Genomic DNA, 22,137 nt, shown 5'->3' with positions numbered 1-22,137 from the left:
AACAATTGGTGGAACGTCAGGCTCCGCCGACGTCCGCACCGGCCGGCCTCAGCCCGCCTGGGTGGCCCCGGACAGCGCGCTCTTGGCCTTCCACTGGTCCCAGCTCAGGTTCCACTCGCCGTAGCCGTTGCCGAGGTCCGCCTTGCCCTTGGAGCCGCTGCCGACCACCTCGAGGACATCGCCCGGCTGCACCAGCTCGTACACGGACTTGGCGTTGGCGTCGCTCATCCCCACGCACCCGGAACTGGTGTTGGCGCTGCCGAAGTTGGCCGAGTTCCACGGGGCGGCGTGCACGTACATGCCCGACCAGGTCACCCGCATCGAGTAGTCGACCATCTTGTCGTAGGCGTCGCCGAGGCCCACCGTCTGGGAGTCCATCCGGATGGTGCCCTCCTTCGCCATCAGCACCATCTTCCCGGACCAGGAGGCCTTCTGGCCGCCCGGGGTGCCCGCCGAGACGGGAACCGTCTTGACGGTCTGGCCGTCCTCGGTGATGGACATCTTCTTCGTGTCGAGGCTGACCTCCATCCGGCGGTCCTTGCCTATCTTGAACTCGGTGGTGTAATCGCGGGCGAAGAGTCCGCCGCCCGCGCCGGAGTCCACGCCGTTCAGGTTCATCTCCACCTTCACGTCGGTTCCGGACTTCCAGTAGTCCTTAGGACGCCAGTCCACCCGGTCGTTGCCGGAATAGTCCTTGAACCAGCCCCAGGACCCCTCGGTGTTGTTCGAGGTGGTCACCTTCAGCTGCTTCTCGACCTCGGCCTTGTTCTTCACCGGATTGTCGAAGACGAGCGAGACGGGCATCGCGACGCCCACCGTGCTGCCCTTGGAGATGTTGATCGAGACCTTGTTCACCTTGTCGGCGGCCGAGGTCTTGAACTGCGCGGTCGCGCTCTGGCTGTCGGTGTTCTGCGCCTCGACCTTGTAGTCGGTGTTCGGCGCGGCGTTGCGGCCCGAGGTCCAGGTCTTCCCGTCGGCGGCGATCTGGCCGGCCAGCTCGCCGCCCTTGCCGTCGGTCACCTTGACCTGCGCCAGCTTGCCGTCGGCGATGGTGACCTTGACCGGCTCACCCGCCTTGACCTGCTCGCCCGTCAGGTTCACCGACACGGCCATGGCCGGCTTGTTCTTCGCGTCGGCCTTGGCGCCGCCGCCGCCCGCGCCGCCGTCCGAGCCGCCCGAGCAGGCGGTCAGCGCGGCGGCCAGCAGCGCGGTGCCGGCGAGCGCGGCATGGCGGAACCCGCGGCGCGGAAGTGCGGTACGGCGTGTGCGGCTCAAGGAAAGTCCCTCCAAAGCAATGATCGTTCACAAGGAAGGAGTGAACGTGACGACTTTAGGTTGCGCATTCCCCGGAAAAGCCGACTGTTGCCGTTGTGACATGGGCCGCAGCGAAACGGTTGCCGAACGGTCACATTCCGCTTCGGCGGGGCCGGGTGACCGGTTCTCACGATCGTGGCCGAAAGTCGTGCGGGCGGCCGTGTCAGCCCCGGATAAAGGACTTTCGGCTCGGCGGAAAGAGCCGAACGGCACCTTCCGGATGTGAATTCCGGTGCGGGGGCCGGGAGCCGGCCCGGGGTACCCTCCCCCTTCGACCCCCGTACCCGACCCCCGGGAGACCGCCCGTGACCGCCACCGACACCAGACCCGCCGCGGCGCAGCACCCCGCACCGGCGAAGAGCTCGGTGCTGCGCAGCGGCGCGCTGATGGCGGCCGGCTCCGTCGTCTCCCGCGCCACCGGCTTCGTCCGCTCCGCCGTGGTCCTGGCCGCGCTGGGCACCGGGTTCCTCGGGGACGGCTACGCCGTCGCCAACACCGTGCCGAACATCCTCTACATGCTCCTCATAGGCGGCGCGCTCAATGCCGTCTTCGTCCCCGAACTCGTCCGCGCCGCCAAGGAGCACCGCGACGGCGGGAGCGCGTACACCGACCGGCTGCTGACCGCCTGCACGGCGGCCCTCCTCGTACTCACCGCCGCCGCCGTCCTCGCCGCACCGCTGGTCGTCGACGCGTACACCCCCTCCTCGTACACGGACGCGCAGCGGAGCACGGTCGTCGCCCTCGCCCGGTTCTGCCTGCCGCAGATCCTCTTCTACGGGCTGTTCACCCTGCTCGGCCAAGTGCTCAACGCCCGCGGCCGGTTCGGCGCGATGATGTGGACCCCGGTCCTCAACAACCTCGTGATCATCGCCGTCTTCGGCTGGTTCCTGAAGGCCGCCGCCGGCGGCGACGGCCTCACCGCCGCCGAGACCCGGCTGCTGGGCCTCGGCACCACCGCCGGCATCGTCGTCCAGGCCCTCGCCCTGCTCCCCGCGCTGCGCGCCGCCCGCTTCCGCTGGCGCCCCCGCTTCGACTGGCGCGGCAGCGGCCTCACCCGCCCCCTGCGCAACGCCGGCTGGCTGGTCCTGCTCGTCCTCACCAACCAGTTCGCCTACTGGGTGGTGACCAAGCTCTCCACCACCGTCCAGGACCGGCCGGGCGGCTCCGGCTTCGGCTACGCCGCCTACAGCAGCGCCTACCAGCTGTGGGTCGTCCCGCAGGGCATCGTCACCGTCTCCCTGGTCACCGCCCTCATGCCCCGGATGAGCGCGGCCGCCGCCGGGGCGGACCTCGGCTCCGTCCGCGCCGACGTCTCCTACGCCCTGCGCTCCAGCGCCGCCCTCGTCCTGCCGGCGGCGGCCCTCTTCGCCGCCCTGGCCCCGTGGATCATGGACTGCGTCTCCGGATACGGAGAGGTCACCCCCGAGGGGGTCGCCGCCATGGCGGGCATGCTCATCGCCTTCGCCCCCGGCCTGGTCGCCTACTCCGCCCAGTACGTCCTCGCGCGCGGTTTCTACGCCCTCTCCGACACCCGCACCCCCTTCTTCCTCAACCTGGTCATCGTGGCCCTCAACGCCGGCCTCTCCTACGCCGCCTACCTGCTGCTCCCGCCCCGCTGGGCCGTCACCGGCATGGCCGCAGCCACCTCCCTCGCCTTCATCGGCGGCGCCGTCGTCACCGCGTACGCCCTCTCCCGCCGGCTCGGCCCGCGCACCGGCCCCCGCCGCGCCGCCGCCCTGCGCACCCACCTGCGGCTGCTCGCCGCCTGCCTGCCCGCGGCCGCCGCCGGATACGGGGCCGCCCGCGCCGCCGACGCCCTCGGCCCGTTCGCGGCGGCCGCGGCGGGAACCGCGGCCCTCGCCCTGGTCGTCGTACTCCTCGCCAGGCCATTGCGCCTTACCGAGATCACCGACCTGCTGGACTCCCTGCGCCGCAAGGCCGGCCGATAGGGGGAGGAAAGGCGGCAGAACACCTTGGGATACTGGAACGGATGCCACGCGTACTGCTGATCGAGGACGACCCTTCCATCCGGGAAGGAGTCGCCCTCGGCCTGCGCCGGAGGGGCCACGAGGTCAGAGCCGCCGGCACCGGCGAGGAGGGCCTCGCCCTGACCGGCGCCTTCCACCCCGAGCTGGTCCTCCTCGACCTGATGCTCCCCGGCATCAACGGCGTCCAGGTCTGCCGCCGGATCCGCGAGACCAGCCTGGTCCCGATCATCATGCTCACCGCGCGCGGCGACGACTTCGACATCGTCGTCGGCCTGGAGGCCGGAGCCGACGACTACATCGTCAAACCCGCCCGCACCGAGATCATCGAGGCCCGCATCAAGGCCGTCCTGCGCCGCCGCCCCGACACCCCCGGCCGCCTCGGCGTCGAACAGCACGGCGAGCTCACCGTCGACCGCGCCGGACTGACCGTCGCCCGCAACGGCGAACGGCTCGCCCTCGCCCCCAGCGAGATCAAACTCCTGCTCCACCTGTCGGCCGGCCCCGAACAGGTCTTCTCCCGCCAGCAGCTCCTGGAGAGCGTGTGGGAGCACAGCTACCACGCCGACGCCCGGCTCGTGGACGCCTGCGTGCGCCGGCTGCGCCACAAGATCGAGGACCCCGCCCACGGCCCCCGCTACATACAGACGGTGCGGGGCTTCGGCTACCGCTTCGGGCCGCTCTAGGAGACCGTTGTGCCCAGCCGCGCGCCGTTCGGCCTGCGCACCCGCCTGATCGCCGCCTTCCTCCTGGTCGCCGCGATCTGCGCGGTCAGCACCGCCGCCCTCACCTACCGGCAGGCGCGCAGCGCCGTCCTCACCCAGAGCCAGGACACCGCCGTCAGCACCCTGCGCGACCAGCTGGAGGCCGTCGCCCTGACCCTCCCGCTGGACCAGCGCCAGCTCCAGAGCGTCGTCGACGACCTAGGCCGGCGCGGCAAACCGCACCCCTGGGTGGTCTTCGGCGAGTACGGCACCCTGCGCGCCTCCTCCGCCGACCTCGGCGCACCCGTCTCCGACGTCCTCACCGACACCCTCCGCCGCCAGGTCTCCGACCACCCCCACGGGGCCTTCCAGCGGGTCACGGACGACCGGGGCGAGCCGTACCTGACCATCGGCATGCCCGCCGTGTTCCTCCACAACGGAGCCCGCGAGGCCACCGGCGCCGTCCTCTACGCCGTCATGCCGCTCTCCACCGAACAGCAGACCGTCGACGCCATGGTCCAGGCCGCCAAACAAGGCGCCGTCCCGGGGCTGGCCATCTCCCTGGTGCCCGCCCTGCTCGCGGCGCGCAGCGTGCTGCGGCCCGTGCGCGACATGCGCCGCGCCGCCCAGAACCTGGGCCGCGGCCGCCTGGACACCCGCATCGAGGTCCGCGGCGCCGACGAACTGGCCGGCCTGGCCCGCACCTTCAACGAGACCGCCGGCGCGCTGGAGGAGTCGGTGGCCGAACTGCGGGAGGCCGAGGTGCGGGCCCGCCGGTTCGCCGCCGACGTCTCCCACGAACTGCGCACCCCGCTCGCCGGGATGCTCGCCGTCACCGAGGTCCTCGACGAGGACGCCGAGCACCTCGACCCCGACACCGCCAAGGCCCTGCGCCTGATCAGCGCCGAGACGGAGAAGCTCGCCGTGCTCGTCGAGGACCTGATGGAGATCTCCCGCTTCGACGCCCGCGCCGCCGGCCTCAACCTCGACGACGTGGACCTCGCCGAAGCCGTCGGCAAGACCCTCCAGCGCCGCCACTGGGACGACGGCCGCGTCACCACCCGCCTGCCGGAAGGGGTCCGGGCCCGCCTCGACCCCCGCCGCTTCGACGTGGTCCTCGCCAACCTCGTCGGCAACGCCCTGCGGCACGGCGCCGCCCCCGTACGGATCACCGCGCGCACCGCATCCCGTCCGGAGGGCGAACGCCTCGTGGTGGAGGTCGCCGACAGCGGACCCGGCATCGCCGCCGGGGTGCTGCCGCACATCTTCGACCGCTTCTTCAAGGCCGACGCCGCCCGCACCCGCTCCGCCGGCAGCGGCCTCGGCCTGGCCATCAGCCTGGAGAACGTCCGCCTCCACGGCGGCACCCTCACCGCCGCCAACGCCCAGGAGGGGACGGACCCGTACGGGGGCGCGGTCTTCACCCTCGACATGCCCCTGGAGGCGTCCGCATGAGCCGGCCGTTCCGGCGCCCCGCCGTGGCCGCCGCGCTGCTGGCCCCGCTGCTGGCGGCCACCGCCTGCGGGATCAAGCCCACCGGGGTCGTGGAGAGCGGCGCCGCCGCGCGGGTCGCGGTCGCGCGGGCCGGCGGCTCCATGGCCTACTTCGTCACCCCCGACGGCCGGCTGGTCCCCGCCCCGCAGCCCGAGTACACCCAGGGCGGGCCCCGGGGGAGCGTGGTCGGGCTGCTGCGCGGACCCGGATCGGCGGAACGGGAGGCGGGGCTGGGCACCCGGGTGCCGGTGGTCGGGGAGGAGGCCGCCGAGGGCGGGGTCGCCATCGTCGTCACCGACCGGCTGGAGGTGCGCCTGCCCTTCCCCGTCGCCGGCCTCGACCCGCTGGGCCGCCGCCAGCTGGTGTGCAGCGCCCTGTCCACCGTGGACCCGCTGTACGAGGCGGTCCTGCGCGGCACCGACACCACCCTCGCCCCGGCCCGCTGCGACGCGGGCCACTGACCCGCCGGGCCCTTGCGGGCGGGCGCCGGGGCCCGCCCGGCTCGGCGTTGGACGCCCGCCCGCGCTGCCCCGGCCCCTGCCTGCCGTGCCGCCGGCCTGCCCTGGCGCCGGGCCCTTGCGGGCGGGGGGTGCGGGGCGTCACCTTGTGGGCCATGGAAGCCGCCGCACCCGATTCCGCCGCCCGCCGCCCGGCCGGCGTGCCCGACGTGTTCGACCCGCGCCTCTACGCCGGAGGCGTCCCGCACGAGCGCTACCGCCTCCTGCGCGACCGCCACCCCGTGTCCCGGCAGGAGGAACCGGAGGTGCTGGGGTGGCCCGCCGGGCCCGGGTTCCGGGCCGTCACCCGGCACGCCGACGTGGTCCGCGTCCTGCGCGACCACACCGCGTACTCCTCCCGGCTCGGCGCCACCCAGATCCGCGACCCCGACCCCGCCGACCTGCCCTTCCTGCGGCGCACCATGCTCAACCAGGACCCTCCCGAGCACGGCCGGCTCCGCCGCCTGGTCTCCCGGGCCTTCACCCCCGCCCGGGTCGACGCCTTCGCCGGCCGGGTCCGCGAGCGCGCCCGTACGCTCCTGGCCGCCGCCCGGGACGGCGCCGAGGACGGCGCCGCCGACCTCGTACGGGCCGTCACCGACGAGTACGCCCTCCTCAACCTCACCGACCTGCTCGGCGTCCCCGCCTCCGACCGGGGCCTCCTCCTCGAGTGGACCGTACGGGTCATCGGCTACCAGGACCCCGAGGACAGCCCCGCCCCGCTCCTCGGCCCCGACGGCAGACCGCTCAACCCCCGCTCGCCGGCCCTGCTCGGCGAGATGTTCGGCTACGCCCGCGAACTCGCCGCGCACAAGCGGGCGCACCCCGGCGACGACGTGATGACCGTCCTCGCCCAGGGCGGGCTGGACCCCGCCGAGCTGGAGATGTTCTTCTTCCTGCTGACCGTCGCCGGGAACGACACCGTACGCAGTGCCGCCCCCGGCGGCCTCCTCGCCCTGGCCCGCGACCCCGACGCCTACCGCACCCTCGCCGACGGCACCGCACCCCTCGACCGGGCCGTCGAGGAACTCCTGCGCGTCCACCCGCCGGTGCTCAGCTTCCGCCGCACCGCCGCCCGCGACACCGAACTCGCCGGGACCCGGATCCGCGCGGGCGAGAAGGTGGTGGTCTTCCACGCCTCCGCCAACCACGACGAACGCGTCTTCACCGACCCGCACCGCCTCGACCTCGGCCGCTCCCCGAACCCGCACGTCTCCTTCGGCGACGGCCCCCACGTCTGCCTCGGCGCCCACTTCGCCCGGCTCCAGCTGCGCACCCTCTACGAGGAGTGGCGTACGGCGATGCCCGCGCCCGAACTCGCCGGGGAGCCCCGCCGGCTGGTCTCCAACTTCATCAACGGGATCACGCGGCTGCCGCTGCGGGTGTCCGCGCCGCAGCGGTGACGTCCGCCACCAGCTCCGTCACATCGGGGCCGTACGCATCGGAGTTGACCACCTTCAGCAGCAGGCAGAAGGAGGCGCCGCGGTAGCTGCGGGCCAGCCGATCGTGATGGCGGGCCAGGTAACGGGCGGCGGCCTGATTGCTGTTGGCGGTCTGCCCCGACAGCAGGAAGACGGGCCGCGATCCCTGATCGGTCGTCAGCCGCGCCAGCAGCACGTACTCGACGAGCCCCGGCTCCCACCGGTACGCCTCCCCGCCGACGGCTATCGCCCCCCGGTCCGGGCCGGCCTCGGTGGAGAGGTCCACCCGGACCCCCGGCAGCATCGCGTGCAGGTGCGCCACCGTACGGGAGTTGGAGGCGGGCCCGCCGACGCAGAACTCGGCGCGCTCGCCGAACCCCTGGCGGGCCTCGTGGGTGACGATCCGCACGGTCGCCCCGCAGTCCCTGATCAGGGCGGATATCTCCAGCAGCGCGAAGGCGTCGCTGCGGTGCAGCGAGGACTCCGTGCCGCCCATCTGCCGGTTGGCCACGAACAGGCAGTCCGAGCCGGCCGGCAGCCCGAAGAAGGCCTGCTTGCGGCGCAGCGCCCGGCGCCACAGGTACGTCCGGGTGAACCAGCCGAAACCGCCGCTGACGGCGGTGGCCACCACTCCGAGCACGATGTTGCGCACGTCGTCGTTCATGCGGCGGATGGTAGCCGCCGCACCGCCTCCATGACGCCGGGGGCGCCGCGAAGCTAGGCTTCCGACCCGTGATCTGACAGGCAGTCGACTGGAGGAACCGGATGCGCGTTTCCGCAGCACGTCAGTTAGCGTTCGCAGCCCTCGCCGGGGCGCTCGTCTCCACCGGAGCCGCCGCTCCGCCCGCCCCGGCCGCCGCCCCGGCCAAGGTGCCCGTGGCCGTCGGCTACGGAGGGGCCGTCGCCAGCGTCGACGCCGACGCCTCCGCGGCCGGGATCGCCGTCCTGCGGGCCGGGGGCAACGCCGTGGACGCGGCGATCGCCACCGCCGCCGCGCTCGGGGTCACCGAACCGTACTCGGCCGGTGTCGGCGGCGGCGGGTACCTCGTCTACTACGACGCCGCCACCCACCGGGTGCAGACCGTCGACGGCCGCGAGACCGCGCCCGCCACGGCCACCGAGACCCTGTTCCAGGAGAACGGCGTCCCCATCCCCTTCGAGGAGGGCCAGACCAGCGGCCGCGGCGTCGGCGTCCCCGGCACCCCCGCCACCTGGAAGACCGCCCTCGACGCCTGGGGCACCAAGCCGCTGGCCCAGCTGCTGCGCCCGGCCGAGAAACTGGCCCGCGACGGCTTCACCGTCGACGCCACCTTCCGCGCCCAGACCGAGGCCAACCAGGGCCGCTTCAACGACTTCCCCGACACCCGCAGGCTGTTCCTGCCCGGCGGGCAGCTCCCCGTCGTCGGATCGAAGTTCAAGAACCCGGACCTCGCGGACACCTACGCCGAGCTCGCCCGCAAGGGCACCGGCGCGCTCTACCGGGGGCCGATCGCCGACGACATCGTCAAGGCAGTCCGCACGCCCCCGGTCGACCCGGCCGCCACCCGCAAGGTCCGCCCGGGCGACCTCACGGCTGCCGACCTGCGCGCGTACGGGACCAAGCGGCAGGCCCCGACCCAGGTCGGATACCGAGGCCTGGACGTCTACAGCGTGGCCCCCTCCTCCTCCGGCGGCACCACCGTCGGAGAGGCGCTGAACATCCTGGAACGCACCGACCTGTCGAAGCTGTCCGAGGCCCAGTACCTGCACCGCTTCATCGAGGCCTCCCGGATCTCCTTCGCCGACCGCGGCCGCTGGGTCGGCGACCCGGCCGCCCAGTCCGTCCCGACCCGCGAGCTGCTCTCGCAGCGGTTCGCCGACTCGCGCGGCTGCCTGATCAAGCCGGACGCCACCCTGACCAGCCCGCTGGCCCCCGGAGACCCGCGCCACCCGGCCGACTGCGGCGGCACCGGGCAGGCCGCGCCGACCACCTACGAGGGGGAGAACACCACGCACCTGACGGTCGCCGACCGCTGGGGCAACGTGGTCTCGTACACCCTGACCATCGAGTCCACGGGCGGCAGCGCCATCACCGTCCCGGGACGCGGATTCCTGCTCAACAACGAGCTGACCGACTTCTCCTTCGCCCCGGCCGCCCCCGGCGTCCCGGACCCGAACCTGCCCGGCCCGGGCAAGCGGCCGCGCTCGTCCATGTCCCCGACGATCGTCCTCGACCACGGCCGCCCGGTCCTGGCCGTCGGCTCCCCGGGCGGGGCGACGATCATCACCACCGTGCTCCAGACCCTGCTCGGCCATCTGGACCGGGGCCTGCCGCTGGTCGACGCGATCAAGGCGCCGCGCGCCAGCCAGCGCAACCAGACCACGACCGAGCTGGAACCCGCCCTGTGGAACAGCCCGCTGCGCACCGAACTGGAGGGCCTGGGGCAGGCGTTCCGGCAGAACCCGGAGATCGGCGCCGCGACCGGCGTCCAGCGGCTCCCGGACGGCCGCTGGCTGGCGGCCGCCGAGACCACCCGGCGGGGCGGGGGCTCGGCGATGGTCGTGCACCCGCAGGGGAGGCCGTAGCGGCTACAGGGCGGTCAGGATCCTGGGGCCGCCGGCGGTGATCGCGACCGTGTGCTCCGCGTGCGCGGCGCGGGAGCCGTCGGTGGTCCGCAGGGTCCAGCCGTCGGGGTCGCAGACGTAGTCGTCCCCGCCGCCCGCGATCAGCATCGGCTCGATCGCCAGGACCATGCCGGGGCGCAGCCTCATGCCGCGCCCCGGCGGGCCCTCGTTGGGGACGCCCGGGTCCTCGTGCATGCTGCGGCCCACGCCGTGCCCGCCGAAGCCCTCCGGGATGCCGTAGCCGGCGGCGCGGCAGACGCCGCCGATCGCGTGCGCGATGTCGCCGATCCGGTTGCCGGGGACGGCGGCGGCGATCCCGGCCGCAAGGGCCGCCTCGGCGGTGGCGATCAGCCGCAGGTCGGCGGGGCGCGCCTCGCCGACGGTGAAGCTGACGGCCGCGTCGCCGACCCAGCCGCGCAGCCGGGCCCCGCAGTCGATGCTGACCAGGTCGCCGTCGCGGAGCCGGTAGCCGTCGGGGATCCCGTGCACGATCGCGTCGTTCACCGAGGCGCAGACGACCCCGGGGAAGGGCACCGGCGCGAAGTGCGGGCGGTAGCCGAGGAAGGGGGAGGTGGCCCGGGCCTCGCGCAGGACCGCGCGGGCCACCGCGTCCAGCTCCAGGAGGGACGTGCCCACCCGGGCGGCCTCCCGTACGGCTGTCAGGGCGTGCGCGACCACCCGGCCGGCGGCACGCATCTCGTCGATCGCCTCATCCGTCTTCAGTTTCACCATGCCGATAACTATACCGGTATAAGTTTAACGGGATAGTTATGGGCGCGCGGGGTAGGATGGGGTCATGGTGCGAACCCCCCTGACCCCTGAAGAGCGCGAGCGCGGCGAGCGGCTGGGCGCGCTGCTGCGCGAGGCGCGCGGCGGCCGCAGCATGGTCGAGATCGCCGCCGGTGCCGGGCTCTCGCCCGAGACCCTGCGCAAGATCGAGACCGGCCGGGCCCCGACCCCCGCCTTCTTCACGGTCGCCGCCCTCGCCGGCGCCCTCGGCCTCTCGCTGGACGAGGTCATACGCCGCTGCGCCCTGGTCCCGGCCTGACGGCGGCGGCCGGCGCCCCGCGCGGGTCGTCTCCGGCGGCCGGACGGCCCAATCGGCGTGGGTGGAGGCCGAGTCCGGGGCAGGGGTGAAGGCGTGTCAGCCATGAACTCCTCCAAGCGGCTCGGTCTCGCGCTCCTCGGCGCCGTCCTCGCGGCGGGCCTGCTGGCCGCCGCATGCTCCACTCCGGCGGACGCGGGTTCGCCGTCAAGGTTTGAGACTCCCGTCGCGCGCCCGTAACACGGGTGCGGTCCAATGCGGGGATGGAGACGCCGACTGCGCTGGTGATCGGGCAACTCACTGACTATCTGCGGGGGTTGACGCAGAGACTGGATCCCGGGACCGGCTGGTACGGGGAGTTCCTGCGGCGGGACCCCGAGGGGATGCGGGCCTGTCTCGACGGGATCGCCGTACCGCCGTGGGACGTACTGGAATCCCTCCTGGCGGACCTCCCGCCCGGGGCCGGGGCGGGGGAGGAGGCGGCGTACGCGGCGGGCCTGCGGGCCGCCGCCGTCGCCGCGTGGGACGCGCGGCCGGGCGGGGCGCGGGAGCTGCGGACGCTGCTCGTCACGGCCTCCGGGCAGCTGGCCGCCGTGGAGGAGGCCCTCGCCGCCCTGGCCGCCCGCCTGGGCGCCACGGCCGACCCGGCCCGGGCGGAGGCGCTCTCCCGCGAACTGGCCTGGACCCGGGACGACGCCCTCCGCGCGCGCTCCCGCCATACGGACCTCCGCTCCCGCCTCGCAGCCCTCCGCCCCCTCCCGGCGGTCCCGCGCCAACGCGACCCCCTGTTACCCACCGCCCCCGCGGGCCACCTGCCGGCCGGCCCGGCCGGCTCCGGGGTGGGCCCCGCGGTGGGCTCGGGTCCGGGTTCCGGTCCGGGCTCCGGGGTGGGCCCCGGGATGGCCTCCGGGCCTGGTCACGGGATGGGCTCCGGGGTGGGCCCCGGGCCGGGCTCCGGGGTGGCCTCCGGGCCGGGTCACGGGATGGGCCCCGAGGTGGGTCACGGGATGGGCCCCGAGGTGGCCTCCGGGTCGGGCCCCGCGATGGGCTTCGGGCCGGGTCACGGGGTGGGCCCCGAGATGGGCTTCGGGCCGGACTCCGGGGTGGGCTCCGGGCCGGGGGTGCCCGGGGCGGTCGACCCGGAGCTCGTGCGGCGGGGGTACCCGGACGCCTGGTACGGGGCCTCGGCCGAAGGGCTCGCCGTGGAGGCGGCGGAGCCCCGGGGGCCCGGGGGCTCCGCCGAGCCCGGGGGCCGCACGGGGCCCGGGGGCGCGGAACCCGGCCCGGGCGGGGCCGTGCCCCGGGGGGTCGCGCGGGGGGCCTTCGTCGCCGAGCTGCTCACCCTGCGGGCCCGGGGCCACAGCGGCGAGGCGCACGCGCTGCTGTGCGAGGCCGCCCTGTGGCCCGCCGGAGAACTCCCCGGGCTCGCCGCGGAACTCGCGCACGCCGGGCTGGCCGCCGACTGGGACACCCTGCTCTGGGAGACCGCCGCCCTCCCGCCCGGCCGGCTCGCCGAGGCCGCCGCGGCCCTCGCGGACGCGGGCCGGCGGGCCGACTCCGACCGGCTGCTGCGCCAGGGCGTGGCCCGCCCGGCCGCCCAGGTCGCCGAAACCGCCCTCGCCCTCGGCGGAGCCGGCCGGGACCGTGAGACCGGGGCCCTGCTGGAGGCCTTCGTCCGGCTCCGCACCGCCGACGAGACGGCCGCCCTGGCCCGCCACGACCCGCACTGGTTCACCCCGCGCCTGCTGCGCGCCGCCCGCGCCCTCTCGGCCGCCCGCCACCGCGACCTCTCCCACACCCTCCGCGTCTCCGGCCTCCCCGTCGCCTGAGCCGGGCCGCAGCGCCCCCCCGCGAGCCCGGTGTCGACCGGGGCGGTCCGCTCGTCGGAGAACGCGTCGGTGAAGCCGGGCGGCCGGAAGAAGGTGATCACGAACTCGGCGCCGTCCCCGTCCGGCACCACGCGGGCGGGGACCTGCCGGGCGGCCCGGTCGTCCACGTGGTCGTGGCCGGGCACGCCCGGTGCGGCGCCGCCCCGGATCCGCCCCCGGGCGGCGCCCCCGGGCGGCCATCAGCCACAGGCCGGGGTCGTCGGAGGCCTCGACGGCGTCGAGATGCGCCCCCGCCCGACGGCGCCGACGATGAGTGGCGTCACCGCACTCCGCGGGCCCGAGCGGCTCGCCCGACGCCCGCGCGACGGGGCAGGGAGCGTGCCGATGGCCGGCCACGACGACACGGGATCCCCCGCCACGAGGGGCGGCGGGCCCCCCGCGCCCGGTCCTGCCGAGCCCCGGCCGTCCGCCCCCGCGACGGGCGTCACGGCGGACGTCGCGGCCGGGGCGGGGCCCGGGGCGGAGCGGCCCGCGTCCGCCGCCTGGCTCAACCTGGCCGTCGCCACCGTCGGATTCACCCTGACCTTCTGGGCCTGGGACCTCATCGCCCCGTTGGCGAGCGATCTCGACGAGCGCCTGCACATGAGCTCCCTCGCCCAGTCGACCCTGGTCGCCGTGCCCGTCCTGGTCGGCTCCGTCGGCCGGGTGCCCGTCGGCGCCCTGACCGACCGGTACGGCGCCCGACGGCTGTTCCCCCTGGTGAGCGCCCTGACCATCGTGCCCGTCCTGCTGCTCATCCCCGCCAAGGGCTCGTACGGGGCCCTGCTCGCGGTCGGCTTCGTCCTGGGCCTGGGCGGCACGACGTTCGCCATCGGCGTCCCCCTCGTCAACTCCTGGTTCCCGCCCCGGCACCGTGGCGCGGCCCTCGGCGTCTTCGGCATGGGCATGGGCGGCGTCGCCCTTTCGGGCTACTTCACGCCGCGGATGTACCGGCACGGCGAGAACCTGCCCTTCCTCGTCCTGGCCGCCGCCCTGGCCGCGTACGCCGTGGTCGCCGCGCTGCTGCTGCGCGACCGGCCCGGGCGGTCCGTGCCGACGGCCCCCCTGGCCGCCCGGCTGGCCGCCGCCGGCCGGCTGCGGGTGACGTGGGAACTGTCGGCCCTGTACGCCATCGGCTTCGGCGGGATCGTGGCGTTCGGGGTGTACCTGCCGACCTACCTCAAGACCTGGTACGGCCTCAGCCCGACCGACGCCGGCACCAGGGCCGCCGGATTCGCCCTGGTCACCGTGGTGTTCCGGCCGATCGGCGGCTGGCTGGCGGACCGGGTCCACCCGGCCGTGGTGACGGCCTGGGCCCTGGGCGGGGTGGCCGTCCTCGCGGTGCTGCAAGCCTTCGACCCGGTCCTCGCGCCCACCGCCACGGTCTGCCTGCTCCTGATGGCCGCCGGACTGGGCACGGCCGGCGGCGCCGTGTTCGCCCTGGTCGCCCGGGTCACCCCGCAGCCGCAGCTCGGGAGCGTGACCGGCATCGTGGGCGCCGTCGGCGGCCTGGGCGGTTTCGTTCCGCCGCTGGTCATGGGCGCGGTCTACAGCGCCCAGTCCTCCTACTCCATCGGGTTCATGCTGCTGTCCGATCTCGCGCTGGCCGGCTGCGTGTACGCGTACGGCCGCATGCGCACCGCCGGCGCCGACGGCACCGCCTGACCGGGACCGCGTCAAACGTCCATCGGCTGACCGCGAACGACCGTGTGGCGACGTAACTTGATCGACTACTCCAACCGCGCAAGGTGGTCTTGCCCCGCGCTGTGACGAGGCCTACCTTCGACTCCCTACGGACACCGTCTACGTGCGTAGAAGTCGGCGTTCCCGTCGCGAGGAGCAGCTCATGGCCCAAGTCGTCCGCGCCGCACTCGTCCAGGCCACCTGGACCGGAGACACCGAGTCGATGATCGCCAAGCACGAGGAGCACGCCCGCCGGGCGGCCGCCCAGGGTGCGAAGGTCATCGGCTTCCAGGAGGTGTTCAACGCCCCCTACTTCTGCCAGGTCCAGGACCCCGAGCACTACCGCTGGGCCGAGCCCGTCCCCGACGGCCCCACCGTCCGCCGGATGCAGGAGCTGGCCCGCCAGACCGGGATGGTCATCGTCGTCCCCGTCTTCGAGAAGGAGGGCGAGGGCTTCTACTACAACACCGCCGCCGTCATCGACGCCGACGGCAGCTACCTCGGCAAGTACCGCAAGCACCACATCCCGCAGGTCAAGGGCTTCTGGGAGAAGTTCTACTTCCGCCCCGGCAACCTCGGCTGGCCCGTCTTCGACACCGCCGTCGGCCGGATCGGCGTCTACATCTGCTACGACCGGCACTTCCCCGAGGGCTGGCGCCAACTCGGCCTCGCCGGGGCCCAGCTGGTCTACAACCCCTCCGCCACCTCCCGCGGCCTGTCCGCGTACCTGTGGCAGCTGGAGCAGCCGGCCTCCGCCGTCGCCAACGAGTACTTCGTCGCCGCCATCAACCGGGTCGGCCAGGAGGAGTACGGCGACAACGACTTCTACGGGACCAGCTACTTCGTCGACCCCCGAGGCCAGTTCGTCGGCGAGGTCGCCAGCGACAAGGAGGAGGAACTCCTCGTCCGGGACCTCGACTTCGACCTGATCAAGGAGGTCCGCGAACAGTGGGCCTTCTACCGCGACCGCCGCCCCGACGCCTACGGAGGACTGGTTCAGCCGTGACCGACCCGACCCCCCTGTACAGCCGCCACCGCACCGTCCTGCCCGACTGGCTCGCGCTCTACTACGACCGCCCTGTCGAACTCACCCACGGCGAGGGCCGTCACGTCTGGGACGCCGAGGGCAACCGCTACCTCGACTTCTTCGGCGGCATCCTCACCACCATGACCGCCCACGCCCTGCCGGAGGTCACCAAGGCCGTCGCCGACCAGGCCGGGCGGATCATCCACTCCTCCACCCTCTACCTCAACCGGCCCATGATCGAGCTGGCCGAACGGATCGCCGCCCTGTCCGGCATCCCCGACGCCCGCGTCTTCTTCACCACCTCCGGCACCGAGGCCAACGACACCGCCCTGCTGCTCGCGACCACGTACCGCCGCTCCAACCAGATCCTGGCGATGCGCAACAGCTACCACGGCCGGTCCTTCTCCACCGTCGGCATCACCGGCAACCGCGGCTGGTCCCCGACCAGCCTCTCCCCGCTCCAGACCTACTACGTCCACGGCGCGGTCCGCAGCCGCGGCCCCTTCGCCCACCTCGACGACGCCGCCTTCACCGCCGCCGCCGTCGCCGACCTGGAGGACGTGCTCGGCCAGGCGCGCGGGGGAGTGGCCGCCCTGATCGCGGAGCCGATCCAGGGCGTCGGCGGGTTCACCTCGCCCCCCGACGGCCTGTACGGGGCCTTCCGCGAGGTCCTCGACCGGCACGGCATCCTGTGGATCAGCGACGAGGTGCAGACCGGCTGGGGCCGCACCGGCGACAACTTCTGGGGCTGGCAGGCCCACGCCCGCAGCGGCCCGCCCGACATCCTCACCTTCGCCAAGGGCATCGGCAACGGCATGTCCGTCGGCGGGGTCGTGGCCCGCGCCGAGGTGATGAACTGCCTCGACTCCAACTCCATCTCCACCTTCGGCGGCTCCCCCGTCACCATGGCGGCCGGCCTCGCCAACCTCGCGTACCTCCTGGACCACGACCTCCAGGGCAACGCCCGCCGCGTCGGCGGCCTCCTCCTGGAGCGGCTGCGCGCCATCGCCGCCGTCTCGCCCGCCGTACGGGAGGTCCGCGGCCGGGGCCTGATGGCCGCACTGGAGCTCACCGAACCCGGCACCGACCGCGCCGACCCGCAGGCGGCCGCCGCCGTCCTGGAGGCGGCCCGCGCGGGCGGCCTGCTCATCGGCAAGGGCGGCGGGCACGACACCAGCGTGCTGCGCATCGCACCGCCGCTCTCCCTCACCGTCGCCGAGGCGGAAGAGGGGGCCGAGATCCTCGGACAGGCGCTCCGCGCCATCGAGTAGGGGGGACCGACATGAGCATCCGCACCCTGATCAGAGGCGGCCTGGTCGTCACCGCGGCCGACGAGCTCCACGCGGACGTCCTCATCGAGGACGGCCGCGTGGCGGCCCTCGCCGCCACCGGCTCGGCCGCCGCCGCGGCCTGGACGGCCGACCGCACCATCGACGCGGGCGGCAAGTACGTCATCCCGGGCGGCGTGGACGCGCACACCCACATGGAGCTGCCGTTCGGCGGCACCTCCGCCTCCGACACCTTCGAGACCGGCACCCGCGCGGCGGCCTGGGGCGGCACGACCACCATCGTCGACTTCGCCGTGCAGGGCGTGGGCCGCTCCCTGCGCGAGGGACTCGACACCTGGTACGCCAAGGCCGACGGCAACTGCGCCGTCGACTACGCCTTCCACATGATCCTCTCGGACGTCAACGAGCACACCCTGAAGGAGATGGACCACCTCGTCGGCGAGGGCGTCACCTCCTTCAAGCTGTTCATGGCCTACCCGGGCGTCTTCTACAGCGACGACGGGCAGATCCTGCGCGCCATGCAGCGGGCCTCCGGCAACGGCGGGCTGATCATGATGCACGCCGAGAACGGCATCGCCATCGACGTCCTCGTCGAACAGGCCCTCGCCCGCGGCGAGACCGACCCCCGCCACCACGGCGAGGTCCGCAAGGTGCTCCTGGAGGCCGAGGCCACGCACCGGGCGATCCAGCTGGCCCGGGTCGCCGGCTCCCCGCTGTACGTGGTCCACGTCTCGGCGGAGGAGGCGGTCGCCGAGCTGGCCGCCGCCCGCGACAAGGGCCTGCCGGTCTTCGGGGAGACCTGCCCGCAGTACCTGTTCCTGTCCACCGACAACCTCGCCGAGCCCGACTTCCAGGGCGCCAAGTACGTCTGCTCCACGCCGCTGAGGCCGCGCGAACACCAGGCGGCGCTCTGGCGGGGGCTGCGCACGAACGACCTCCAGGTGGTCTCGACCGACCACTGCCCGTTCTGCTTCCGGGGCCAGAAGGAGCTGGGCCGCGGGGACTTCTCCAAGATCCCCAACGGGCTCCCGGGCGTGGAGAACCGGATGGACCTGCTGCACCAGGCCGTCCTGGACGGGCACATCAGCCGCCGCCGCTGGATCGAGATCGCCTGCGCGACCCCGGCCCGGATGTTCGGCCTCTACCCGCGGAAGGGCACCATCGCGCCGGGCTCCGACGCCGACATCGTCCTCTACGATCCGCACGCCGAGCAGGTCATCTCCGCCGAGACCCACCACATGAACGTGGACTACTCGGCGTACGAGGGCAGGCGGATCACCGGACGCGTCGACACCGTGCTCTCGCGCGGTGAACTCGTCATCGACCGGCGCGAGTACACCGGCCGGGCCGGCCACGGGGCCTTCGTCCACCGCTCCACCTGCCAGTACCTCTAAGGGGGTGCCGGGGCCCGCACGCCCCGGCACCGCCACTCCCCAGCAAGGAGCACCCGCATGGACTTCGGCCTCGTCCTGCAGACCGACCCGCCCGCCTCCCAGGTCGTCAGCCTGATGAAGCGCGCCGAACGCAACGGCTTCCGCTACGGCTGGACCTTCGACTCGGCGGTCCTGTGGCAGGAGCCGTTCGTCATCTACAGCCAGATCCTCGCCAACACCCGCAAGCTGCACATCGGCCCGATGGTCACCAACCCGGGCACCCGGACCTGGGAGGTCACCGCCTCCACCTTCGCCACCCTCAACGACATGTACGGCAACCGCACCGTCTGCGGGATCGGCCGCGGGGACTCGGCGATGCGGGTCGCCGGCCGCGCCCCCAACACCCTGGCCCGCCTCGGCGAGGCCATCGAGGTCATCCGGGACCTCGCCGAGGGCCGTGAGGCCGAGGTCGACGGCAAGGCCCTGCGCATCCCCTGGATCAAGGACGGGAGGCTGCCCGTCTGGATGGCCGCGTACGGGCCGAAGGCCCTCGCCCTGACGGGTGAGAAGGCCGACGGGTTCATCCTCCAGCTCGCCGACCCCTTCCTGACGGAGTGGATGGTCAAGGCGGTCCGCGACGCGGCGGCGACGGCCGGCCGCGACCCGGCGTCGGTCACCATCTGCGTGGCCGCCCCGGCCTACGTCACGGCCGACGACTCGGCGGCCGCCCTGGCCCACGCCCGCGACCAGTGCCGCTGGTTCGGCGGGATGGTCGGCAACCACGTCGCCGACCTCGTCTCCCGCTACGGGGAGCACTCGGGCATGGTCCCGGACGAACTCACCGAGTACATCAAGGCACGCCAGGGCTACGACTACAGCCACCACGGCCGCGCCGGGAACCCGTCCACGGACTTCGTCCCCGACGAGATCGTCGACCGCTTCTGCCTGCTGGGCCCGGCCGAGGCCCACGTCGAGAAGCTCCGCGCCCTGCGCGACCTGGGCGTGGACCAGTTCGCCGTCTACGCCATGCACGACGCCCGGGAGGACGTCATCGACGCCTACGGCACCCGGGTGATCCCCGCCCTCGCCGGCTGACGCTCCGCCGGACCGGGCCGGACCCCGGCCACCCGCGCTCCTGCCATAGGATCAGGAGCGCGGGTCGCCGCGGGTTCCGCGGGGAACCCAGCGCCCAGCACTCCCGGGGGAACGCGCCAGCGCCGCACCCCGGGCACGCCCGGCCCCGCGGGGGCCGCCGCCCCGTCAGACCGGCCGGGCGCACCATCGGCCGGAGAGTCCTCACCGTGCACAGACAGCCGTCCGCCTCCCGCGCCGTCCTGGCCGCCGCCGCCGTCCTGGCCCTGGCCGTCCCCCTCGCGGGCTGCGGCGGCCAGGGGAAGGCGAAGACGCCCGCAGCCCCGGCCGCGCCCTCCGCGAAGCGGCCCGTCCCGGCCGCCGAGCGGAAGGTGCAGATGCCGACCGGTCCGGCGCCCTCCCTGACCAAGGTCCGCGACACCGCCGCCGGACCGGTCTTCATGACCCGGCTGGCCGGCCCGAAGTCCGGGGTGACCGGACAGGTGTGGGTCTGGCTGCCTCCCGAGTACGACGATCCCAAGTACGCGACGACCGGCTTCCCGGTGCTGACCCTGTACGCGGGCGGCCAGAGCAACGGCTACAACACCTGGGCAGGCGGCCAGCTGCCCGTCCAGGAGGAGGACGCGCGGCTGGTGAAGGAGGGCAAGGCCCATCCGTTCATCATGATCATGCCGGTGCAGAACTTCACCGCCGACGAGAAGAACGCGCTCGACTGCTCCGACATCCCGGGCCAGCCCAAGATGGGGACCTGGATGGCCCAGGACATACCGGACTGGGTCCGCGCGAGCTTCCGGACCCTGAAGGGCCGCGACGGCTGGGGCGTCATGGGCGCCTCCACCGGCGCGTTCTGCAGCGCCAAGCTCGCGCTGCAGCACCCGGACGTCTACAAGGCCGCGGTGCCGATCGACGGCTACTTCGCCCCGGACTCCCTCCTGTGGCGGGGCCACGCCGCGGAGAAGGCGGCCAACAGCCCCGACCAGCTCGTCACCCAGGGCAAGGCCGACGTGCGGATGCTGGTCACGGCCGGCGGCGCCGACCCGTACGAGAAGGGCGTGGTCAAGGGCTGGATGGCCAAGGCCGTCCCGCCCGTCGCCATCGAGTACTACGAGCAGCCCGGCGGCAAGCACCTGACCTCGGACTTCAAGAAGATGATCCCGGAGGCCCTGCAGTGGCTCACCCGGAACCTGGCGGGCCCCGCCTCCGACTGACGCGGGGCACCGCCGGTCCGCGTGGTGCGGGGGAGCGTCAGCCGCGCCGGCCCTCGCGGGCCAGGGCCGGGACGAAGCGGGACGCGTCCAGGGTGCCGACGCCGGTGGCCATGTCGTAGCCGTTCACCGCGGGGTAGCCGGTGACGCCCTGGTAGCTGTTGTCGGTACCGTCGTTGACGTCGACGATGCCGGTGGAACGGTCGTGGCCGGAGCGCCCGTACAGGCGGTACAGGGCCTCGTGGATGTCGCCCAGGCGCTTGCCCGCGGCCTGGTCGGCCAGGGCCACGATGCCGGAGAACAGGGGGCTGGCCTCGCTGGTGCCGCCGGAGACGTCCCAGCCGGTGGCGGCGGGGTCGAAGCTGGAGTAGATCCAGGCGCCGCCGTTGACCGCCGCGGCCATCGAGATGTCCGGGGTGCCGCGCCGGTCGCCGACGACGCCGGCGACGCCGTTCTGGAAGGCGGGGCGGGAGAAGACGTGGGACTGGCCGCCGCCGCCCGCGCCGTTGTCGTTGTAGACGCTCTCGGGCGCGGTCCGCACGCCCTTGTCGTCCAGGTGCAGCTGGGTGCCGCCGACGGAGGTGACGAGGGGGTCCGACGAGGGCCAGGAGTTGACGCGCTCGTGGTAGTAGCCCGTGCCGTCGGCGGTGTTGTCGGTGGCGCCGCCGTCGCCGGAGGAGGCGAGCACGGTGACGTGGTTGCGGGCGGCGGCCTCGAAGGCGTAGCGCAGCTTGCGGATGCTGGAGAAGTCGCCCTTGTCGAAACCGGGGAAGGTGTTCTCGGTCGCGCCGAAGCTCTGCGTGATCACGTCGCCGATGCCGCGGTCGATCATGGCCTTCTCGGCGTCCATCATCTCCGGGAGTCCGGTGGTGCCCTCGGTCTCGGCGACGGCGGTCTCCACCAGGACGATCTTCGCGTCCGGCGCCACCGCGTGCGCCATCTCCACGTCGAGGGTGCTCTCGCCGGCCCAGCCCAGCATGTCCTCGTTCTTCGGGTCCCACGCGGGGACGTTGCCCCACTTGACCACCTGCACCTTGGTGCTGGGTATCCCGAACTGCTTGCTGTAGACGTCGAGATCGTGCTGGACGGTCGGCGAGCCGAAGGAGTCCACGATGACGATGGTGCGGCCCTTGCCGGTGATGCCCGCCTTGTAGAGCGGGTTCAGTCCGTACGCCTCGCGGTACTGGAGCGGGCTGTAGCAGGCGATCTTCCACTTGGCCCGGCACTCCTCGATGGAGAGCGGGCTGCCCACGGCGCGGACCAGCTGGTGTCCGGCGGAGGCCGGACGGGCCGCGGTGCGCGGGACGGCCGGGGCGGGCGCGGCGGTCGCGGTGCCGGCCACCGGGGCGGCGGCCGCGGCGGTGAGCACGAGGCCCGCGACGGCGGCCGTGGTGGCCCCGGCGCGCGGCCACGTACGACGAATCGGATGCATGACGGACTCCCTTGGGGGGTGGCGCCGCTCGGAGCGGCTCACGCGATCCCACCCGTCAAGTCATGTGCAGGACAAGGCTGTTTGACGCTTGATGTCGAACGCTT

The 22,137-nt window shown here is 73.9% G+C and carries 19 protein-coding genes; 15 read left to right on the top strand and 4 right to left on the bottom strand.

Annotation, left to right across the window (positions count from 1 at the left end):
* Positions 1-48: 48 nt before the first annotated feature.
* A complete protein-coding gene (locus AB0O29_RS00170) occupies positions 49-1,275 on the bottom strand; it encodes an Ig-like domain-containing protein (RefSeq protein ID WP_365143542.1) in 1,227 nt (408 codons plus the stop codon).
* A gap of 344 nt (positions 1,276-1,619) precedes the next feature.
* Between AB0O29_RS00170 and murJ the strand changes: the two genes are divergently transcribed.
* From murJ to AB0O29_RS00145, 5 genes are all read left to right on the top strand, one after another.
* Complete coding sequence (gene murJ, locus AB0O29_RS00165) at positions 1,620-3,263, top strand: murein biosynthesis integral membrane protein MurJ (RefSeq protein WP_365143539.1); 1,644 nt, start codon at positions 1,620-1,622, stop codon at positions 3,261-3,263.
* 41 nt (positions 3,264-3,304) lie between these two features.
* Positions 3,305-3,985 (top strand): response regulator transcription factor, encoded by a 681-nt coding sequence (locus AB0O29_RS00160; RefSeq protein ID WP_365143536.1) that lies wholly within the window; start codon positions 3,305-3,307, stop codon positions 3,983-3,985.
* Positions 3,986-3,994: 9 nt separating this feature from the next.
* Complete coding sequence (locus AB0O29_RS00155; protein WP_365143533.1) at positions 3,995-5,458, top strand: HAMP domain-containing sensor histidine kinase; 1,464 nt, start codon at positions 3,995-3,997, stop codon at positions 5,456-5,458.
* Positions 5,455-5,958, top strand: a complete 504-nt coding sequence (locus tag AB0O29_RS00150) for a hypothetical protein (RefSeq protein ID WP_365143530.1) — start codon at positions 5,455-5,457, stop codon at positions 5,956-5,958. Before AB0O29_RS00155 ends, AB0O29_RS00150 begins: the two co-directional genes overlap by 4 nt.
* A 152-nt stretch (positions 5,959-6,110) precedes the next feature.
* On the top strand, positions 6,111-7,397 hold the full coding sequence (locus tag AB0O29_RS00145) for a cytochrome P450 (RefSeq protein ID WP_365143527.1): 1,287 nt from the start codon (positions 6,111-6,113) through the stop codon (positions 7,395-7,397).
* On the opposite strand, the gene AB0O29_RS00140 is transcribed toward AB0O29_RS00145, so the two are convergent.
* Positions 7,357-8,079, bottom strand: a complete 723-nt coding sequence (locus AB0O29_RS00140; RefSeq protein ID WP_365143524.1) for a hypothetical protein — start codon at positions 8,077-8,079, stop codon at positions 7,357-7,359. The two genes, AB0O29_RS00145 and AB0O29_RS00140, sit on opposite strands and share 41 nt — an antisense overlap.
* Positions 8,080-8,180: 101 nt before the next feature.
* Here AB0O29_RS00140 and ggt point away from each other — a divergent pair, with 101 nt between their 5' ends.
* Positions 8,181-9,980, top strand: a complete 1,800-nt coding sequence (gene ggt, locus AB0O29_RS00135; RefSeq protein ID WP_365143521.1) for a gamma-glutamyltransferase — start codon at positions 8,181-8,183, stop codon at positions 9,978-9,980.
* Between the two features lie 3 nt (positions 9,981-9,983).
* On the opposite strand, the gene map is transcribed toward ggt, so the two are convergent.
* Positions 9,984-10,751 carry a type I methionyl aminopeptidase gene (gene map, locus AB0O29_RS00130; protein ID WP_365143518.1) on the bottom strand — a complete coding sequence of 256 codons (768 nt, stop codon included), beginning with the start codon at positions 10,749-10,751 and terminating at the stop codon, positions 9,984-9,986.
* 64 nt (positions 10,752-10,815) lie between these two features.
* Here map and AB0O29_RS00125 point away from each other — a divergent pair, with 64 nt between their 5' ends.
* The 9 genes from AB0O29_RS00125 (at position 10,816) to AB0O29_RS00085 (ending at position 20,604) form a co-directional block, all read left to right on the top strand.
* Positions 10,816-11,067 carry a helix-turn-helix transcriptional regulator gene (locus AB0O29_RS00125; RefSeq protein WP_365143515.1) on the top strand — a complete coding sequence of 84 codons (252 nt, stop codon included), beginning with the start codon at positions 10,816-10,818 and terminating at the stop codon, positions 11,065-11,067.
* Positions 11,068-11,169: 102 nt separating this feature from the next.
* Positions 11,170-11,304, top strand: a complete 135-nt coding sequence (locus AB0O29_RS00120) for a hypothetical protein (RefSeq protein ID WP_365143512.1) — start codon at positions 11,170-11,172, stop codon at positions 11,302-11,304.
* Positions 11,305-11,381: 77 nt separating this feature from the next.
* The gene (locus AB0O29_RS00115; protein ID WP_365143509.1) at positions 11,382-12,893 is read left to right on the top strand and encodes a hypothetical protein; all 1,512 of its coding nucleotides are present in this window, start codon (positions 11,382-11,384) and stop codon (positions 12,891-12,893) included.
* Between the two features lie 384 nt (positions 12,894-13,277).
* Positions 13,278-14,597, top strand: a complete 1,320-nt coding sequence (locus AB0O29_RS00110; protein WP_365143506.1) for an MFS transporter — start codon at positions 13,278-13,280, stop codon at positions 14,595-14,597.
* Positions 14,598-14,778: 181 nt separating this feature from the next.
* Positions 14,779-15,621 carry a nitrilase-related carbon-nitrogen hydrolase gene (locus tag AB0O29_RS00105; protein ID WP_365143503.1) on the top strand — a complete coding sequence of 281 codons (843 nt, stop codon included), beginning with the start codon at positions 14,779-14,781 and terminating at the stop codon, positions 15,619-15,621.
* On the top strand, positions 15,618-16,913 hold the full coding sequence (locus AB0O29_RS00100) for an aspartate aminotransferase family protein (RefSeq protein WP_365143500.1): 1,296 nt from the start codon (positions 15,618-15,620) through the stop codon (positions 16,911-16,913). Before AB0O29_RS00105 ends, AB0O29_RS00100 begins: the two co-directional genes overlap by 4 nt.
* Before the next feature lie 11 nt (positions 16,914-16,924).
* The gene (gene hydA, locus AB0O29_RS00095) at positions 16,925-18,325 is read left to right on the top strand and encodes a dihydropyrimidinase (RefSeq protein ID WP_365143497.1); all 1,401 of its coding nucleotides are present in this window, start codon (positions 16,925-16,927) and stop codon (positions 18,323-18,325) included.
* 57 nt (positions 18,326-18,382) lie between these two features.
* Complete coding sequence (locus AB0O29_RS00090; protein WP_365143494.1) at positions 18,383-19,399, top strand: TIGR03842 family LLM class F420-dependent oxidoreductase; 1,017 nt, start codon at positions 18,383-18,385, stop codon at positions 19,397-19,399.
* A gap of 206 nt (positions 19,400-19,605) precedes the next feature.
* Positions 19,606-20,604, top strand: coding sequence for an alpha/beta hydrolase-fold protein (locus tag AB0O29_RS00085; RefSeq protein WP_365143491.1), 999 nt, complete (start codon positions 19,606-19,608; stop codon positions 20,602-20,604).
* Positions 20,605-20,641: 37 nt separating this feature from the next.
* On the opposite strand, the gene AB0O29_RS00080 is transcribed toward AB0O29_RS00085, so the two are convergent.
* Positions 20,642-22,033: a S53 family peptidase gene (locus tag AB0O29_RS00080; protein WP_365143488.1), complete on the bottom strand. Its 1,392-nt coding sequence runs from the start codon at positions 22,031-22,033 to the stop codon at positions 20,642-20,644.
* Positions 22,034-22,137 lie beyond the last annotated feature (104 nt).

Source organism: Streptomyces sp. NPDC089915 (genome assembly GCF_040684675.1).
Lineage (GTDB): Bacteria > Actinomycetota > Actinomycetes > Streptomycetales > Streptomycetaceae > Streptomyces.
The sequence above is the reverse complement of the archived record's forward strand: the minus strand, read 5'-3'. Positions and strand labels throughout refer to the sequence as shown.

Coding starts and splice junctions, on each gene's coding strand:
- AB0O29_RS00140 (WP_365143524.1), bottom strand. CDS start 8,079: ATGAACGACGACGTGCGCAACATCGTGCTCGGAGTGGTGGCCACCGCC.
- AB0O29_RS00105 (WP_365143503.1), top strand. CDS start 14,779: ATGGCCCAAGTCGTCCGCGCCGCACTCGTCCAGGCCACCTGGACCGGA.
- AB0O29_RS00150 (WP_365143530.1), top strand. CDS start 5,455: ATGAGCCGGCCGTTCCGGCGCCCCGCCGTGGCCGCCGCGCTGCTGGCC.
- AB0O29_RS00120 (WP_365143512.1), top strand. CDS start 11,170: ATGAACTCCTCCAAGCGGCTCGGTCTCGCGCTCCTCGGCGCCGTCCTC.
- AB0O29_RS00080 (WP_365143488.1), bottom strand. CDS start 22,033: ATGCATCCGATTCGTCGTACGTGGCCGCGCGCCGGGGCCACCACGGCC.
- map (WP_365143518.1), bottom strand. CDS start 10,751: ATGGTGAAACTGAAGACGGATGAGGCGATCGACGAGATGCGTGCCGCC.
- ggt (WP_365143521.1), top strand. CDS start 8,181: ATGCGCGTTTCCGCAGCACGTCAGTTAGCGTTCGCAGCCCTCGCCGGG.
- AB0O29_RS00160 (WP_365143536.1), top strand. CDS start 3,305: ATGCCACGCGTACTGCTGATCGAGGACGACCCTTCCATCCGGGAAGGA.
- AB0O29_RS00110 (WP_365143506.1), top strand. CDS start 13,278: ATGGCCGGCCACGACGACACGGGATCCCCCGCCACGAGGGGCGGCGGG.
- hydA (WP_365143497.1), top strand. CDS start 16,925: ATGAGCATCCGCACCCTGATCAGAGGCGGCCTGGTCGTCACCGCGGCC.
- AB0O29_RS00145 (WP_365143527.1), top strand. CDS start 6,111: ATGGAAGCCGCCGCACCCGATTCCGCCGCCCGCCGCCCGGCCGGCGTG.
- AB0O29_RS00090 (WP_365143494.1), top strand. CDS start 18,383: ATGGACTTCGGCCTCGTCCTGCAGACCGACCCGCCCGCCTCCCAGGTC.
- AB0O29_RS00125 (WP_365143515.1), top strand. CDS start 10,816: ATGGTGCGAACCCCCCTGACCCCTGAAGAGCGCGAGCGCGGCGAGCGG.